The sequence below is a fragment of the Actinomyces sp. HMSC075B09 genome, from assembly GCF_001812395.1.
Lineage (GTDB): Bacteria > Actinomycetota > Actinomycetes > Actinomycetales > Actinomycetaceae > Gleimia > Gleimia europaea.
In genome coordinates this window covers 50,188-66,850 of sequence record NZ_KV808742.1, presented here as the reverse complement: position 1 = coordinate 66,850, position 16,663 = coordinate 50,188, and the positions used below count along the sequence as shown (strand labels likewise).

Below are 16,663 nucleotides of genomic sequence, written 5' to 3'. Positions count from 1 at the left end.
CTCCCTCTAATTTGTGTTGTAATGGTGCGCTACTTGTTCCACAGGCTAGGCCAAAAGACGCCAAGATCCTTGATGATCCGGCGAAGAAGAGGCAGCGAGATTCCCACAACCGAATGCGGATCCCCAGTCACTCCCTCAATGAACGGGCCGCCGAGGCTATCAATAGTGAAGGCTCCGGCAACCTCTAAAGGTTCTCCTGTGGCCACGTAAGCGTGGATCTCATCTTCATCAAGCTCGCCGAAATGAACCGTGGTGGCACACGAGTCATAGCGAGTCTCCAGAACCGTTAATCCATTTGGGCTACCGTTCGAGCTTCCTAGCGAGACGGCCGAATCATAATCTATGCGCAGCAGCGTGATTGCGTGACCTGTATGCAACACCACGTCATTGCGTGAAAGCTCGCGAATACGACGCGCCGCCACCTCAGGGGAATGAGGTTTGCCAACCAGCGCGCCGTTGACCTCCAGCATTGAATCACAGCCAACCACGATAATCGAGGAGGGGGCGGGCATACCTTGCTGGCGTGCGAACTCGAAGATCTCAGTTGCGCTAAGTGCCTGGGCTACTGACCCGGCCTTCACCTTCGCTAGGGCCATGACCTTTTGCGCCGCCTGGTTAGCGGACCCCGAGTTCTCAAACTGGGCGAGGACGGCGTCTTCATCCGCATTTGACACGCGGATAAGTGGTTCGATGCCCGCCGCGCGGAGCGTTTTGGCCCGCGCGGGTGACGCCGAAGCCAGCACCAGGACAGTGCTGGCCTCCCCGTGATTGCCACGAGAAAGGGCGGGGGATTCACTCACCGCTCATCACGTCCTCAAGTACGGCGAGTGGAAGGCCGCCAAGTGCAAGCGCAGTGTCGTGGAACTCGCGCAAACGCGTGTCACTGGAACTACTCTGAGCCGCTTGTGCAGTCGGCGCGGACAGCCACTTGCTACGCAGATCCTGCCAGACCCGCTGGCCCACCTTGTAAGAAGATGCTTGCCCTGCCCAACCCAGGTAGCGGGTGGTCTCGAACTCTAGGAACTTCGGATCCATAGCCACATTCAAGCTCATAAATGCCCACAGGTCGTTGCGATCCCACACGCCTTTTGCTGTGTCAGGTTTACCGAGGTCTAAGTACGGGGAGGAGTTCAAGGCATCCTCGTATGCGGCGTTGCAAATGCCAATAGAAGACAGGTAAGCGTTTGAAGGCCTTTCAAGACCCAGGTGAACGCCGATATCCACGAGGACTCGTGCGGCGCGTAGTCTTTGCGCATCCAGCATGCCGAGCCGCTCAGCAGGGTGCTTTAAGAATCCGAGCTCATCCATTAACTGTTCGGCATACAGCGCCCACCCCTCACCGTGACCGGAGAACCAGCACAATTGGCGGCGCCACGTGTTTAGCGTGTCTTTCAAAGACACTGCGCGGCCAAGCTGCATGTGATGGCCGGGCATTCCCTCATGGTAGACGGTTGTCTTCTCCTGCCAAGTGTGGAACACCTCCACGCCCGGCGGCACAGCCCACCACATCGTTCCCGGCCGGGAAAAATCATCCGTTGGCTGAGTGTAGAAAATGCCTCCGTCGCCGGCTGGTGAAATCTTCGCCGCCAACTGGCGCATCTGGTCCGTCACCGTGAAATGGCGGCCCGACAAGTACTCCACAGCCTCGTCCGAGGTCTCCTGCATCCAACGCTGGAGCCCGTCCACGCCGTGAACCTGGTGAGCCGGATCGCTATTGAGCTTGTCAAACGCTTCACCTACCGTCACCGAAGGTCCGTAAAGCTCCTTGACGATTGCCTTTTGCTGGGCGTGAATATCGCGCAGTTCCTCCAGTGCCCACTCATACGTTTCTTCTGGATCAATCTTTTTGCCCAAGAAGTGAGCAGACTTCAGGATGTACTCGTCTCGCCCAACCGCATCGCGATTAGTTGCAACCGGAGCTATCTTCTGTTTAAGCCAAGTATTGAAATCACGCGTTGCAGCCTGTGCGCTCCGTGCGGCTTCCTCCAGTCTCTTGTGTAGCCCCGTATCGCTGGCCACGCTCGAAGCATTGAACTCCTTCAATAACCTGCCATATGGATCCTGCGCGCCGCCTTGGGCCGTCAGGTCGCCAAGCACGAACTCAACCTGCGCTCTCGTGGGGACACGCCCGGCCTCCATCGCCCATTCAAGACCGCGCTTACAAGAGCTGAACGCCTGTGGAACCTCCTGCACGCGCCGAACCAAGTCATCCCAGTGCTCCGCGGTCTCCATTGGCATCAATGTAAACGGGTCGCGGATTGCCTGCACCGGCGAATCGATATTGTTCAGCTCGCCAACTGCTAAACCGGCTTCGAGCAACTCCAGCTGGTTACCCAAATCCCACGCCAAAGCCTTGCGAGTAACCGAATCAACCTCGTCCTCATCCTGCACGCTGGCAACATTTTCAAGCGTGTGCCTATAAAGCTGTGCAAGCTCCGCGGCGCCCTCGGGAGAAAAATCCGAGATTGTCCTGTCCGCGAACGGCGCACCCATGCCAATCGCTACTTCCGGAACCAAACCAATAAGACTTGCTACAAAATCATCCGTTACGCGATCCAACGCAGAAGGTATACGCATCATCATCCTTTCTATGCTTGCCTCTCAACTCTAAAACACGGAGTAGGGCAAACAATACAGAACAAAACAACCCTCTGGCTCGGCTAGAAGTACCGGCGCCCGAATAATCTGCCCAAAATCTAAAAACACCCGCGGGAAGCCCATGAACACGCGCAAAACTTGCGATCCTAACACGATTTTTAACGTGCGTAAAAATACGGCTAAAAAATGTGGGAAATTACCCCAAAACGCTCAAAACTCGCTGTTTCAAGCTGACAACACGCCCTTAAAGCCTTAGTGTGTGGGTGTTAGAGCGAAACTCGCTCGTAACTGTTCATATTGGTTTTCTACCGGAAGGTTCCAACATGTCCGTAAACCGCACTCAGCTTGTCGCTAAGATCGCCGAGAAGGCTAACCTCACCAAGGTTCAGTCTGACGCTGCCCTAGCCGCATTCCAGGAAGTCCTGATTGAGTCCCTGTCCGCTGGCGAGCCCGTCAAGGTAACCGGCCTCTTCTCCGTTGAGCGTGTTGAGCGCGCTGCCCGCACCGGTCGCAACCCGCAGACCGGCGAGCAGATTCAGATTCCTGCTGGCTTCGGCGTGAAGATCTCCGCTGGCTCCACCCTCAAGAAGGCTGTCCAGAAGTAAGCATCGCATGAAGCGAACCAAACAAAGTGGCGAGGATAACCTCGCCACTTTTCTTCTTCCTAATCAATATACCCAAGTGAGGGTGCATATAATCTAATGCGTAGCTTGGCTACGCTAACCAATCTAGTTAAGGAAAACGAATGAAGATCGCAATTCTTCCAAACAACGAAGCTATTGGTAAAGTCGGCGCCGATATTCTCGAATCGGCACTCAAAGACAAGCCTGATTCAGTAATTGGTTTGGCCACGGGTTCTAGCCCTTTGCCTCTGTACAAAGAACTCATCGCACGCCACCAGGCAGGCAAGATCAGCTTTGCCCAGTGCCGCGCTTTCACTCTTGACGAGTACATTGGCCTCGAAGCTGGACACCCGGAAAGCTACGTGAACTTCATTCACCGCGAATTCACCGACCAGGTTGATTTCGCTGAGGGAGCGGTCAACACTCCGAACGCGCTTGCCGCGGACCTCAACGCCGCTGCCGCCGAATATGACGCTTCCATTCGCGAAGCTGGGGGAGTTGACTTCCAGGTTCTCGGCATCGGTTCAGACGGTCACATTGCGTTCAACGAGCCGGGAGATTCCCTCGCATCGCGCACCCACGTTGTGTACCTTCACGACCAGACGCGCCGCGACAACGCCCGTTTCTTTGACGGAGACATTGACCAGGTGCCTACCAGCGCCATGACGCAGGGCCTTGGCACCATCCTCGAGGCGCGCAAGATCATCCTGTTTGCTCAGGGTAAGGGTAAGGCGCGTGCAATCCGCGAAATGGTTGAGGGCGGTATTTCGTCGCGCTGGCCGGCGTCCGTGCTCCAGCTCCACCCCTTCGTCTACGTGCTTGTAGACGAGGAAGCGGCTTCCGAGCTTGAACTTGCCTCCAACTACCGTGAAGACTGGGATAACTACTACTCAACTAACTTCTAAGCTAACTAGAGGGGCGTGCAGGCGAACTTTTCAAGTTCTGCCCTGCACGCCCTTTTATGTGCTCTAAGCCAGGCGGGGGTTCGAGGCGTGCGAGCGGGGCCTCTAGAACCACGTGCGTGAGGGGAAGTGCCGGTTCTGGCGCCTGTTTTGGGTGTTTTGGGTCGGAATACTGTTTCGGGTGGCGTTCAAAACCGCGTCCGTGAGGGGAAGTGCCGATTTGGTTGCTGGTTTTTGCCACTTTGGGTCGGAATACCGTTACGGGTGGCTCCTGGAATCACGTGCGTGAGGGGAAGTGCCGATTTGGTTGCTGGTTTTTGCCGCTTTGGGTCGGAATACTGTTTCGGGTGGCCTCGAAAACCATGTCCGTGAGGGGAAGTGCCGGTTCTGGGGCCTGTTTTTGCCGCTTTGGGTCGGAATACCGTTACGGCAGTTTGGGTCTGAATCGTTGCGCTGGCGGGCGGCAGTGGATCAGGGGCTGGAAACTACCTAAACTAGAGGCATGTTCAGCCTCAACTTGGATGCGCCAGACCAGCCGCAGGCGCCAAGCGCGCCCTCGCGCTCAACCAGTACTTCGGTGCTGGAGCGAACCGAAACTAAAGAGCAACGCTCTCCAGGTGATGGTGACCGATTTGCTCACTACGTGCGCCGCGATCGCGTAACCAAGTCTTTGATCACCGGGCAACCCGTGATCGCGCTGTGCGGCAAAGTGTGGATCCCCATGTCGGATCCATCCAAGTTCCCAGTCTGTCCGCGTTGCAAAGCCCTGCGCGACGAAATGGGGGCACACGGACCCAACTGGCCCTACTCCGACGGTAACGAATAACCAAGCCGATCAATCTCTGATAGAGAAACAAGCCTGAAAAGGAAACCGCCCAAGGGGCGGTTTCCTTCATAAACGAGTGGCGGCCGCCACCAAACTTCCATGCGGGAGTGTCCCTTCTGAGAGGCTATCCCTCCCAACGAGGTTATCCCTCCAAACGCTGGGCTAGTCGTCGAGTTTGACCATCCTGGTGGGGATTGCCGGCTCGCCAGCTGACAGGCGCCACGCGGCGTACGGCAACTCGTTGCGCGACTGGCGGTGGCGTTCCGCGGCCGCCTCCAGCGCGCCAGGCCCCCACAGCTCCGAACGGATCTGCCCGCCCGTAACCAGCGGAATCTGCAGCGGACGAGCCCCCTCCGCCTCCAAAATCTTGTGTGCCTCCTGCACGGTTCCACCGGCAACGATGAGCTCTTCGGAGGCGTAGCCCTCCTCGTCCCTAATGCGGCCAGCGATCTTGCGACCACCAACTGTGGACTTTGACGCGGACTTCTTCCCCACCTTCACCATGTTGCCGGCGCCATCTTCGCGCGCAACAAGTTTGTAGACGAGGGCGGCGGTGGGAACACCTGAACCCGTCACCATCTTTGTGCCTACACCGTACGAATCCACGGGAGCGGCACCGAGGGCGGCAATCGCGTACTCATCGAGGTCGTTTGTCACCGTGATCTTAGTGGACTTCGCATCCAGCGAATCGAGCAGTCCGCGAACCTTAAATGCCAGGGCCACAAGATCGCCCGAATCCAAGCGGACTGCGCCAAGCTCGCCGCCCATCTCACGAGCGAGCTTCACACCCCGCTCCACCGCCTCAAAAATGTCGTAAGTGTCCACGAGGAGCGTGGTCGAAGGGCCAAGGCTTTGAATTTGGAAGCGGAACGCATCTTCCTCGCAGTCGTGCAAAAGCGTGAACGAGTGTGCGGACGTGCCAACGGTAGGGATTCCGTAGCGGATGCCGGCCTCCAGATCTGAAGTACCCACAAACCCTGCAATAACAGCGGCGCGGGCGGCTGAAACAGCGGCGCGCTCATGCGTCCTGCGTGCCCCGAAGTCCACGCACGGGCGGCCATGTGCTGCGATCGTCATACGCGAGGCGGCAGAGGCAACCGCACAGTCATGGTTCAAGATTGACAGAGCAAGCGTTTCCAAAAGCACGGCCTCGGCAAACGTACCCTCAACGGTCAGCAGGGGAGAACCCTCAAAGTAAACTTCGCCCTCGGCATACCCAAAAATGTCGCCCGAAAAGCGGAAATCCTTCAAATAGTCCAACGCCACATCAGACACGATCTTGTTCTTATGCAAGTAATCGATCTGATGGGTAGAGAAAGTGAAGCGCTCCAGCGCCTCCAATATTCGGCCTGTACCCGCAACCACGCCAAACCTGCGCGTTGCGGGCAAACGCCGCCCAAAAAGTTCAAAAACGGACTTACGCTCCGCTGTTCCCGCTTTCAAAGCGGCGTCCAGCATAGTGAGCTCGTACATGTCGGTTAACAGTGCTGTAGATGTAGAAGCAGGCATAAGTCGAGTTTATCCCCAAACCGGCACTTTGCACGCCTCAATCTCTTAGGCTGAAAACATGAGTGCAACTCCCACAACCACCACCCGCGTCAGGGCTGATGCCGCCACTACGCGCGAAAACCACGCGCAGTGGTGCACCGTGGTGTGGGATGACCCCATCAATACGCAAGCGTACGTCGTTGGCGTATTTCGGCACCATTTTGGCTATACCGAAAATCGCGCCCGTGCCCTCATGCTTCAAGTTCACCAAATCGGTAAGGCGATCGTTTCAACCGGCCTTCGCGAACGCATGGAAGCCGACGTTTACGCAATGCATTCCTACGGCCTTAAAGCCACTATTGAGCCTGCGACTAATGCTACTTAGCGAATTCAGATCCACGCCCGGCGGCTACGAAACAACGATTGACGAGGACGTCGCTGTCTTAATGCAGACGCTGCTTGGCGAGACGATCCTCATCCTCGACGCGCCCACCCAAGAACCTTTGCTCTCCGCTCTTCTGTCAGAGGATGAGCGGGATGAGCCCGATGATCCCACGCTGAAGATCCTCCTGCCCTCGATGAGCAGCGATCCCGAAGAGGCCTCCGCCCTTCGCGCGCTTACCGAAGATGCCCTGCGCACGCTCAAGACGGAGCGCTTGCAAATAATCGGCCGAAAACTCGCCGAGCTCGCCACCAGCGAATCGCGCACGTTCACCATCGAGCGTGAGGACGTGTGGCAGTGGCTGTCCGGCCTCAATGATCTTCGATTGGTGCTCGCTGGTCGCCTCGAAGTGAGTGCTCCGGGTGATACGGAATACTGGTACGAGCGCGCCGCCGCACTCCTCGCTCACGATTCTGCTAAGCCGCGCAAGATTAGTGCGGAAGAGCTTGTGGGCCTCGTATTCGTACTAGTGTCTTGGTGGCAAGATTCACTACTTCAGGCCGTCCAAGAGGGAGATACTGCTAGTAACCTCTAAACTATGGATTCCGCTCCAATCGGCATACTTGACTCCGGCGTAGGAGGCCTAACTGTTGCCCGCGCGGTAATGGATAAACTGCCGGGCGAACAGATCCTTTACGTTGGTGACACGGCGCATTCGCCGTACGGCACAAAACCCATTGCCTACGTGCGCGAACTCGCGCTGGACGTCATGGACCGTTTAGCCGAGCGCGGCGTGAAAATGCTTGTAATTGCGTGCAATACGGCATCGGCTGCCGTGCTTCGAGACGCGCGTGAAAGGTATGAAGTTGACGCCGGTATTTCCGTCGTTGAAGTCATTCAACCGGCCGCCCGCCGAGCGGCCCGCACAACTCGAACTGGGCGAATCGGAATCATTGGTACCGAAGCCACAGTCACATCCGGCGCCTATCTGGATGCGCTCGCGGCTGTTCCCGGCCTCGAAATCGTGCAACAAGCAGCGCCCAAGTTTGTTGAATTCGCTGAAGCTGGCATCACTACCGGCGATGAAGTGCTGGAAGTTGCCCGCGAATACTTAGAGCCAATTAAAGAGGCCGACGTTGACACCCTGGTGCTCGGGTGCACGCACTACCCGCTACTGACAGGTGTCATCTCCTATGTGATGGGGGAGGACGTGCAGCTCGTGTCTTCGTCAGAGTCCGCGGCCCGTGACGTTTACCGCCGCCTCGTGGAAGAGGATAAGCTGCGCGACCCGGGCCTAGGTGAGCCCGTGCCGGAGTTTTACGTGACCGGAGACGAGCGCAAGTTTGCCCCTCTGGCTAAGCGCTTCCTCGGCCCGCAGGTGGGAGATATTTCGCGCATGGAGGTGCACTCGTGAGGCTAACCGTAGTTGGATGCACCGGCTCCATGTCGGGGCCGTACTCCGCGGCCTCCTCATACCTGGTACAAGCGCGAGGAGTGGACACCGACACTGGTCAAATCCGCACGTGGAACGTGATGATGGATCTTGGGCCCGGCTCGTTTGGTGCGCTGTGGCGCTACATTGACGCGCGGAAACTAGACGCAGTCCTGTTTTCACACCTGCACGCCGACCACATGGGAGACGTCATTTCACTGCAGGTCCACAGACGCTGGTATCCCACCGGGCCGCTACCGCCCCTGTTACTAGCCGGGCCGGAGGGGATGATGGACCGGGTGCGCGGCATTGACGGATACGCGCCTGACGAAACCTATGAGAAAGAGTTCGTGCCGGTGCAACTGGCCGACCGGGAACCGCTTCAAGTAGGCCCGCTTACCATCACGCCGTACGCGGCTAACCACACGGTTCCCGCGTTTGGATTCCGCGTGGAAGGCCCCTCTGAGGGTGATCCTTCGAGCCGCGTGGAGCTCGCCTACACGGGAGACACGGACACCTGCGACAGCATCCAAGAAATGGCAAACGGTGTCAGCCTACTTCTGTCTGAGGCTGGCTTCACCCGCGCCGACACCACCCGCGGCATCCATCTGACGGGTGGGAGAGCTGCGAAAATCGCGCGCGAGGCAGGAGTGGAGTCGCTCGTCCTCACCCACATTCAGCCCTGGACCGACCCGAAGATCGTCATCGCGGAGGCGCGTGAGGAGTGGGACGGCGCGATCTCCACCGCATACGCAGGGGCCACCTACTCGCTTTAAGGATTGGCCGCGCGGGGGCAGATGGGCCAAGGAAGCTAATATCGCCTGGAGCGGAGTAACGGCCCTGAAGCGAAGAAATCCCTGTTTTAGTTAGCTTTTGAGGGCCTCAACGATTCGCGGTGCAAGGGCCGTGAAAGCCTTAGCCCGATGCGAAATCTTATTCTTCTGTTCCGGAGCAAGCTGGGCGTTTGTCTGGCTCATGCCCTCGGGTACAAAGATCGGATCGTAGCCAAAACCATTGTGGCCACGCGGCTCGTCTAGGAGCGTGCCGCGCATAACCCCGACCTCAACCGTTTCACTTCCACCCGGCGTCACGAGTGCAGCGGCACACACAAACTGGGCGCCGCGATGCTCGGCATGAACGTCGTGTAACTGGCCCAACAGGAGATTTAGATTCCCCGCGTCATCGCCGTGGTGGCCCGCCCAACGAGCGGAGAAAATTCCTGGCGCTCCGCCCAAAATATCCACGGCCAGGCCCGAATCATCAGCAACCGTGGGCAACCCCGTTGCGGTAGCCAGCGCCCTCGCCTTAATGAGAGCATTGCCCTCGAACGAGGTCGCGTCTTCAACCGGGTCCGGCACATCAAAATCGCGTGTAGTGGCAATCTGATCCGCCGTGAGCGCAGGCATCAGGGGGGTGAGGATTGCGAGTAGCTCATCCACCTTATGCCTGTTCCCAGTAGCCAAAACCAGCTTGAAATCCGGCATTGTCTTGCCTCCTGCAAATTTGTTTCCAGCTTCTAACGATCTTCGGCAGGGCGCTTATTTTCCTTTTTGGGCGCCTGCAACTTCGCGTTGAACCGTTACAGTTCCTCAGCTAACGCAGCCAACTGGATCTCACGCAGCTGCTCACAGCCAACCTGGGCCAAACCAAGTAGCTGGTCAAGCTCACCTCGGTCAAACGGGGCGTGCTCAGCCGTGCCCTGCACCTCAATGAACTTACCCGACCCGGTCATCACCACATTCATATCCGTATCAGCGCGCACGTCCTCCTCGTACGGCAAATCCAACATTGGCACGCCATCGATAATGCCTACTGAAATAGCTGAAACCGAATCCGACAACACCTTGCGATTTGCCTTATCAGGCGCGATCAATCCCTTCTTTTGTCCCCAGCTAATCGCGTCGGAAAGCGCCACAAAAGCACCCGTAATTGACGCGGTACGAGTGCCCCCATCGGCCTGCAAAACATCGCAGTCAAGAACAATCGTGTTCTCACCCAAAGCCGCCGTGTTCACAACCGCGCGCATACTGCGGCCAATAAGACGGGAAATCTCGTGCGTACGGCCCCCAATCTTGCCGCGCACAGACTCACGCTGCGAACGCGACGAGGTTGCACGCGGGAGCATCGCATACTCGGCGGTTACCCAGCCCTCGCCACTACCCGTGCGCCAGCGCGGCACGCCCTCAGTCAAAGACGCCACACAAAGCACGCGAGTATTACCAAACTCGATCAGGCAAGAACCCTCCGCATTATCAATCCAGCCGCGCTGAACCTTAACTGGACGAAGCTCGTCAAGAGCGCGCCCATCATGCCTAACCATTGAAACATTCTTCGAATCACTCATACTTCAACCGTACCGCGTAATAGCGTGGAAACATGAACATGCCACTACCGCTCTCACAAGGCAACTGGGACCCCTGCACCTATGCGCGCCCATTCATTGACCCGCGAGCAGTCGCCAAACGCGAAATCCCCGCCAAAACAATGTACGACACCATTGCGCAACACTGCGGCGACCTCCAAGTTGAAACCACCTTTGCCTACCTGATCAGTGAACGAGGCCGGTTCATCCCCAACTCTCAAGGCGGAGCAAGGCACCGCCTCGACGGCGTGGATCCGCACCAGATCAAACGAGTTTTCTTTCTGGGAGCGCAGGGTCGCGCTGCCCTCCTCGGTATTCAACTACACCCCACAGACAGTGACGGATATGCCGACCTGCGTCAAAATACCCACCTTGACCCAACGGATGTGCAACTGCTGGCAACCTGCTCCGGGCTGGCAAACTGGCACGACAATGGCGCTTTTTGTGCGCGCTGCGGCGAGCGCACAACCTACGCAGCCGCAGGGTGGGAGCGCAAATGTCTGGGCTGTGCGCGCATCGAATACCCGCGCACCGACCCGTCAATAATCGTTGCGATTCACGATCAAAACGATCGCATTCTGGTAGCGCACAACACGCGGTGGCGGCCAACATACGCCTCCCTAGTAGCCGGATTCATGGAAATGGGCGAAGCGCCCGAACAGACCGTCGCGCGAGAAACACTAGAAGAAGTTGGACTACACGTCGACCGGATCGAATACGTCGCATCCCAAGCATGGCCCTTCCCCCGATCCCTCATGCTCGGCTACCGTGCGCGGGTTGTGGACGGAGCCGGGCTGGAACCGACTGTGGACGGAGTCGAGATCGACTGGGCCCGGTGGTACACGCGCGAAGAATATGGCGCCGCCCTTAAAAATGGGCAGATCGAAGCACCCGGCCCCATCTCCATCGCCCGCGCCATCATCCGCCATTGGTACGGACAGCCCCTGCCCGGCGACGAGTAGCCCCTTGCGGGCGCGCCGCTTTGGCGAGCAGGCGCCACCCAAGCCTGACAGCGGCTTTGGTTTCCTCTGCCCCGAGTAGCCACCCCCTGCGCAACCCAGGGCAACAAGGAGCACCTTGACCATCGCGCGGTCACTCGCTCAAACCGTCATCCACCGGCCTGAAAACCGGGAAAAACCACGCGAATTAGGCAAATTTTGCAATCCACAACCAACGCGCCCACAATTTGATGTCCGTCCCCTAACGCATAATGGTTAAGGACAGGAGGTAAAGCAGATTGGGACAAAATCCAGACGCCCTACTTGAAGCACTTGACCCGGAGCAACGCCAAGTGGCCATGCAAGTTACCGGGCCGCTATCCGTGCTGGCCGGCGCCGGAACCGGTAAAACCCGTGCCATCACCTACAGGCTTGCATACGGCAGTGCTATAGGCGCGTTTGATCCGGGATCCGTCCTCGCTGTCACCTTCACCCAACGCGCAGCCGCCGAGATGCGCACGCGGCTACGAGACCTGGGCGTGCCCGGCGCACAAGCCAGAACTTTCCACTCCGCCGCACTACGCCAACTTCGCTACTTCTGGCCCCGAGCCATTGGCGGGCCCATGCGGCCCATCATGGACTACAAAGCACCCATCGTCGCCAACGCCGCCAGACGCCTGGGGCTGTCCATAGACAAGACCGCAATTCGCGACATGTCCGCAGAGATTGAATGGGCAAAAGTCTCCATGATCGGGCCCGACGCGTACGTTGACGCCGCCACAACGCAGCTACGCGAAGCGCCCGCCGACCTCGACCTCGAAACCATGGCAAACCTGCTGGCCGCATACGAAGATTCCAAAGACGAGCGGGGCGTCATCGACTTCGAAGACGTCCTCCTTCTGCTAACAGGCCTTCTTCAGGAACGCGACGGTATCGCGCGAGCCGTGCGATCCCAATACCGCAACTTCGTTGTCGATGAATTCCAAGACGTCTCAGCTCTTCAATTCGCACTCCTCCAAGAATGGCTTGGCGGCCGGCACGATGTTTGCGTAGTAGGAGACGTAGCCCAAACAATTTACTCCTTCGCCGGAGCAGACCCGGCCTACCTCGTAAATTTCGAAAAATACCATCCTGGAGCGCGGCGCGTGCAACTCAACCGAGACTACCGCTCCACGCCGCAAATCGTTTCCATTGCTAACAAAGTCCTCGAAGGAGCCGCGAATACCCGACGTAGAGATACCGCTGCGGGCAAAGGCATGCCCGAAGGCGCCGTTCGACTCAAATCGCAGCGCCCCTCAGGGCCGGCCGTGTCTTTCGTCTCCTACGCCGACGACCAATCCGAAGCAGCCGGTATCGCCGCCCACATCAAATCCCTAACAGAAGACGGCGTACCACTTCAAGACATGGCGATCCTTTACCGCACTAATGCGCAATCCGAAGCCTTCGAACAAGCGCTCGCGGACGCCGGCATAGGTTTCATCATTCGCGGGGGAGAGAAGTTCTTTGAACGCGAAGAAATTCGACGCGCGATGGTGATCCTGCGTCAGCTGGTACGCATTAACCTGCCCGGTGCTGCCACGAATTCTGGAGGAGGGAGTGAAGCCAGAAATCTAGACGCACCCGGTAAACCAGAACAGGTGGACGCTAGCGGACTGGGCCTTGAAGAGAACACCGTCGAAGCAGTCAAGAACGTTGCTTCCGGGCTGGGATGGACGGTGAAACCTCCATCAGGGCAAGGTGCGGTACGCGAAAAATGGGAGAGTCTCGACGCCCTCGTGAACCTTGCCATCGAGCGAGAAAGTTTGCCTCTTGCCGAGTTTGTGCAAGAGCTCAATGAAAGAGCCGAGGCTCAGTTGGCCCCCACCATTTCTGGCGTCACCCTCTCATCACTCCACGCCGCGAAAGGTCTGGAATGGGAAGCCGTCTTCCTTGCGGGTACATCCGAGGGGTTACTTCCCATCTCGCTTGCAAAAACACCGGAAGCGATTGAGGAGGAGCGACGTTTACTCTATGTGGGAGTGACCAGAGCAAAAACACACCTCGTGGTTTCCTACGCCAAATCGCGCGGAGCAGGCAGAAACAAGACGCGTGAGAACTCGAGATTCCTCGATTCGATTTGGCCCGTTGAAGAGTACAAACCCATCAAGCCTAAACGTGTCACTCCCAAGTTGAAAGACGAGCTTGCCGACGCTCCCGAAGATGTAAAGCGTCTATTCGAAGAACTCAGACAATGGCGCTTGCAACTATCGCGGGAGATCTCTAAACCGGCTTACACCATATTCACCGACCGCACGCTTATGGCCATAGCTGACGCGAAACCCGAAACGCTGATTCAACTGCGGGCAATCCCCGGCATTGGAGCCACCAAGAGCGAAAAGTACGGCGCCGATGTTCTGAAGATTATTCGGGACTTTGCGGGGGAATGAAACGCGGGCGAGGGCCGCTTTGTTTATGCGTCCGGGGAAGCGCCGCTTTGTTGCTGCAGCCTCGGCGCTCGCCAGGAGGCGGGGGCGAAAACCTGCTTTGCGCTCCCACTGCGACACTAGCGTGTTTCCTCCATTTCGCTGACTTATCTTTTTAGTCGTGATCCGATTGCTTGTGCACCGGAACCTTCACACTGGCAGGTAGGCCAGTGCATGAGCATTCGCGGTGGATCGGCCAGCTGAATCTATCCACAACAAAATTCTCGTCAATGAACCGCACCTCACCCGGCGGTAAACCGTAACCGTCAATCTCGTTCGCCACCAGGCGCGCCGTCATCATTGCCGAGGCTGCTATCAAGTCAGGGGAGAGGCTCGGAAATGGTTGATGGCGACACTGAACCTGCAACGCGGGCCACTCCTCATCGACGTCGCGTAAGTTGCGGTCCACGCACTCCAGACACGGGGATCCGCCCGTGCGGACAAATGGGCCAACCTGGACATTATCCTCGTTAAAAATTACTGATAGTAACGGGATACCCGAATCCTGCCACTCACGGATCAGCGAGTATGACGATGCCCTCGCGAACAACGCAATAATGAGATGTGGTTCAGATGCCAACGGCTTGCCCAGACCGACACTCCGATTTAACGTTGTGCGCGAAGAATTACCCATGTCATCGCCCAAATACCGCAGGTCAAGTCGTTTGATCGACGCGCCGCGAAGCGACTCCACGAGGGCTGACAAATAGGTCCTCATCTTGAGGAACTGCGTGGGATCGCCACAACTGTGCGCCACTATGTCAACGCGGATCTGCTCGCGTTTGCCGAGGGCATTGGTGGTGCCATCTCTTCGCATTAGTCGCTTACTGTCACTGGTTGACTGCACCTCTGCGGCAAGCTGGATTAGATGGCGCTGTTTTAGTAGATCTTCAAGCTTTTGGACGCGAGCTTCAGAAATGTTGCGCTTCTTCGCGCGTGCATGTGTGGCTGTGTTGGACGAGTGGAACTTCAAACTCTGTAAGTAGGACTGCTCTACAGGTTCAAGACCGGTGAGTACTGTGCTCGCTGGCCCCATGCCAACTTGTACGTCTCCGTTCGCGCGAACAAAAACGGCTGTTCCTTCACGAAGCTGCATTGCTCCTCCTTGGATCCGCGTGGGGCTCTACTTGTGGCAACCGGGCAGCAGGTTGACCGGGCTTGTGTCTTTCTATGGGTCTCACGATTCCAGAATGTGATGGCAGGGTCCAGGGGTGGGCCGCCGCTGTGGAAAACCGCTCTTTCATCGATTCAGACCCAAAGCGGCCAAAACGGGGTGCTGTTTGGACAGTTCCCCTCACGGATGCAGTTGCAGCCACCGCCTCATGCGTGATTCAGACCCAAAATGGCGGAAAGCAGTCTCCAATTTGCCGCTTTCCCTCACGGATGCGGTGAGGGGTTTCGACTCTTGATGGTATTCAGATCCAAAACGGCCAAAACGGGGTGCCATTTGGACAGTTCCCCTCACGGATGTAGGTGCAGCTAAGACCTGTTGCGGTATTCAGAGGTGAACTGGCGGTTAAAGAGCCCAAAGATTGTAGCGCGTCCCTATAACTGTTGGTGAATCTGTCTTAGCTTTGCCGCCTATCTCGCTTACGGCGCAATTGTTGCTTTCCGAGTTCTACATCCATTGTTGAAGGTCGACATGAGCAATATTCAGGTGATTATCCTCGGGGCGGTTGTCGGAGCTATCTGCGTCGGGCTGATTGAGGTTACCTGGAGGGTTCTTGACAGATCCAGAGATCGCCAGCCGGTTTAGTAAATTTTCTCTCCTATCCATAGGCACCGATAATCCATAGGGCATTCACAGTTTTTAATTTTCCGGGCTACTATTGAATGTTGATCACGGAGATCATCCGTCAAATAGACGTTTTTGTGGGAGGCATCATGGATGAGTTCTTTTGGGGCGTTGAGAGCCCTGGCATGATCGACTGGTCGACTATGCCGACATACAACACGATTATGGCGGTGGCAGCAGGTGCTGCGCTGATCGCTTTGGCGATGATGCTGGGGGACTTGAGGAAGTCGCTGGAGGGCAAGCCGTTTAAGGCTGATGGCTACTCGATGGCATTCGGTGCTCTTGGGCTGATTCTGGTGACTACCGGTTTCCACATGACCACTACTTGGCCACTAGCCGCTGGAGGCTTCGCGTACGACAACATTATCTTCGGTGAGACCTGCCTCGGTTTCGGTGCGTTGCTGATCTTCGCATGTTTTTACCTTTGGAAGCGTCGTAATGACCTTATGGAGTCTCAGGACGCTTACTCAGATCTGCTGAGTACTGCTAAACCACTTTCCATCTTCGCAGGTGGTTTGGGCTTGGGTCTTTGGGGTATCTCCCTGGCCGGCGTCATGTACAGGCTGTTCACCGCGCCGCCTCAGGAACCAATCTCCGGTTTCTTCGCTACCTGGCCTTGGTTTGAAGCAATCTTCATGTCGGTCTTCTTCTTCGTCATCGGCCTGGCTTGCGTGCTGTTCCCGTTTGGCGTTTTCCGGGCTTCGAATGAGGCCAACAGCGAAGCTAAGGGCGGCGGCCTGATGGCTCTCGTGATGCGTTTGTGGATGATTTGCGGAATTCTGATCGGTCTGTTCGGTTGCCTGAACTTCTACACGCACATCGGACTCATCGTAAACACGATGTAGCATTTCGTAA

Annotated in this window: 16 protein-coding genes; 10 read left to right on the top strand and 6 right to left on the bottom strand. The window is 57.2% G+C overall.

Features of this window, described 5'->3' with window-relative positions; all coding sequences use genetic code 11:
- Nucleotides 1–29 precede the first annotated feature (29 nt).
- Both HMPREF2854_RS07090 and HMPREF2854_RS07085 read right to left on the bottom strand, forming a co-directional pair.
- On the bottom strand, nt 30–800 hold the full coding sequence (locus tag HMPREF2854_RS07090) for a Maf family protein (protein ID WP_070620949.1): 771 nt from the start codon (nt 798–800) through the stop codon (nt 30–32).
- Nucleotides 793–2,577, bottom strand: coding sequence for a DUF885 domain-containing protein (locus HMPREF2854_RS07085; RefSeq protein WP_186822494.1), 1,785 nt, complete (start codon nt 2,575–2,577; stop codon nt 793–795). Before HMPREF2854_RS07085 ends, HMPREF2854_RS07090 begins: the two co-directional genes overlap by 8 nt.
- Before the next feature lie 344 nt (nt 2,578–2,921).
- Between HMPREF2854_RS07085 and HMPREF2854_RS07080 the strand changes: the two genes are divergently transcribed.
- The 3 genes from HMPREF2854_RS07080 to HMPREF2854_RS07070 all read left to right on the top strand — a co-directional run bounded on the left by HMPREF2854_RS07080 (nt 2,922) and on the right by HMPREF2854_RS07070 (nt 4,949).
- The gene (locus tag HMPREF2854_RS07080; protein ID WP_016444879.1) at nt 2,922–3,203 is read left to right on the top strand and encodes an HU family DNA-binding protein; all 282 of its coding nucleotides are present in this window, start codon (nt 2,922–2,924) and stop codon (nt 3,201–3,203) included.
- Between the two features lie 140 nt (nt 3,204–3,343).
- Nucleotides 3,344–4,126 (top strand): glucosamine-6-phosphate deaminase, encoded by a 783-nt coding sequence (nagB, locus tag HMPREF2854_RS07075; protein ID WP_070620947.1) that lies wholly within the window; start codon nt 3,344–3,346, stop codon nt 4,124–4,126.
- Between the two features lie 499 nt (nt 4,127–4,625).
- Nucleotides 4,626–4,949 carry a DUF3039 domain-containing protein gene (locus HMPREF2854_RS07070; RefSeq protein ID WP_034509238.1) on the top strand — a complete coding sequence of 108 codons (324 nt, stop codon included), beginning with the start codon at nt 4,626–4,628 and terminating at the stop codon, nt 4,947–4,949.
- Between the two features lie 162 nt (nt 4,950–5,111).
- Here the strand turns inward: HMPREF2854_RS07070 and HMPREF2854_RS07065 are convergent, their stop codons facing one another.
- Nucleotides 5,112–6,458 carry a nicotinate phosphoribosyltransferase gene (locus tag HMPREF2854_RS07065; RefSeq protein ID WP_070620944.1) on the bottom strand — a complete coding sequence of 449 codons (1,347 nt, stop codon included), beginning with the start codon at nt 6,456–6,458 and terminating at the stop codon, nt 5,112–5,114.
- A 58-nt stretch (nt 6,459–6,516) separates the two neighbouring features.
- Here HMPREF2854_RS07065 and clpS point away from each other — a divergent pair, with 58 nt between their 5' ends.
- The 4 genes from clpS to HMPREF2854_RS07045 are packed head-to-tail and all read left to right on the top strand — an operon-like array spanning nt 6,517 to nt 9,027.
- A complete protein-coding gene (clpS, locus tag HMPREF2854_RS07060; RefSeq protein WP_070620942.1) occupies nt 6,517–6,822 on the top strand; it encodes an ATP-dependent Clp protease adapter ClpS in 306 nt (101 codons plus the stop codon).
- The gene (locus tag HMPREF2854_RS07055; RefSeq protein WP_148130927.1) at nt 6,797–7,414 is read left to right on the top strand and encodes a DUF2017 family protein; all 618 of its coding nucleotides are present in this window, start codon (nt 6,797–6,799) and stop codon (nt 7,412–7,414) included. Before clpS ends, HMPREF2854_RS07055 begins: the two co-directional genes overlap by 26 nt.
- Before the next feature lie 3 nt (nt 7,415–7,417).
- A complete protein-coding gene (gene murI, locus HMPREF2854_RS07050) occupies nt 7,418–8,233 on the top strand; it encodes a glutamate racemase (RefSeq protein WP_070620938.1) in 816 nt (271 codons plus the stop codon).
- The gene (locus tag HMPREF2854_RS07045; protein ID WP_070620936.1) at nt 8,230–9,027 is read left to right on the top strand and encodes an MBL fold metallo-hydrolase; all 798 of its coding nucleotides are present in this window, start codon (nt 8,230–8,232) and stop codon (nt 9,025–9,027) included. Before murI ends, HMPREF2854_RS07045 begins: the two co-directional genes overlap by 4 nt.
- Before the next feature lie 90 nt (nt 9,028–9,117).
- Here the strand turns inward: HMPREF2854_RS07045 and rdgB are convergent, their stop codons facing one another.
- Together rdgB and rph are read right to left on the bottom strand one after the other, a co-directional pair.
- Nucleotides 9,118–9,735, bottom strand: coding sequence for an RdgB/HAM1 family non-canonical purine NTP pyrophosphatase (gene rdgB, locus HMPREF2854_RS07040; protein WP_070620934.1), 618 nt, complete (start codon nt 9,733–9,735; stop codon nt 9,118–9,120).
- A gap of 95 nt (nt 9,736–9,830) precedes the next feature.
- Nucleotides 9,831–10,595, bottom strand: a complete 765-nt coding sequence (gene rph, locus HMPREF2854_RS07035; RefSeq protein WP_070620932.1) for a ribonuclease PH — start codon at nt 10,593–10,595, stop codon at nt 9,831–9,833.
- A gap of 32 nt (nt 10,596–10,627) precedes the next feature.
- Here rph and nudC point away from each other — a divergent pair, with 32 nt between their 5' ends.
- Complete coding sequence (gene nudC, locus HMPREF2854_RS07030; protein WP_070620931.1) at nt 10,628–11,575, top strand: NAD(+) diphosphatase; 948 nt, start codon at nt 10,628–10,630, stop codon at nt 11,573–11,575.
- A 275-nt stretch (nt 11,576–11,850) separates the two neighbouring features.
- A complete protein-coding gene (locus tag HMPREF2854_RS07025) occupies nt 11,851–13,977 on the top strand; it encodes an ATP-dependent DNA helicase UvrD2 (RefSeq protein WP_070620930.1) in 2,127 nt (708 codons plus the stop codon).
- A 151-nt stretch (nt 13,978–14,128) separates the two neighbouring features.
- On the opposite strand, the gene HMPREF2854_RS07020 is transcribed toward HMPREF2854_RS07025, so the two are convergent.
- A complete protein-coding gene (locus HMPREF2854_RS07020) occupies nt 14,129–15,109 on the bottom strand; it encodes a hypothetical protein (RefSeq protein ID WP_070620927.1) in 981 nt (326 codons plus the stop codon).
- A gap of 737 nt (nt 15,110–15,846) precedes the next feature.
- Here HMPREF2854_RS07020 and HMPREF2854_RS07015 point away from each other — a divergent pair.
- Nucleotides 15,847–16,653 (top strand): DUF981 domain-containing protein, encoded by an 807-nt coding sequence (locus tag HMPREF2854_RS07015; RefSeq protein WP_261666684.1) that lies wholly within the window; start codon nt 15,847–15,849, stop codon nt 16,651–16,653.
- Nucleotides 16,654–16,663 lie beyond the last annotated feature (10 nt).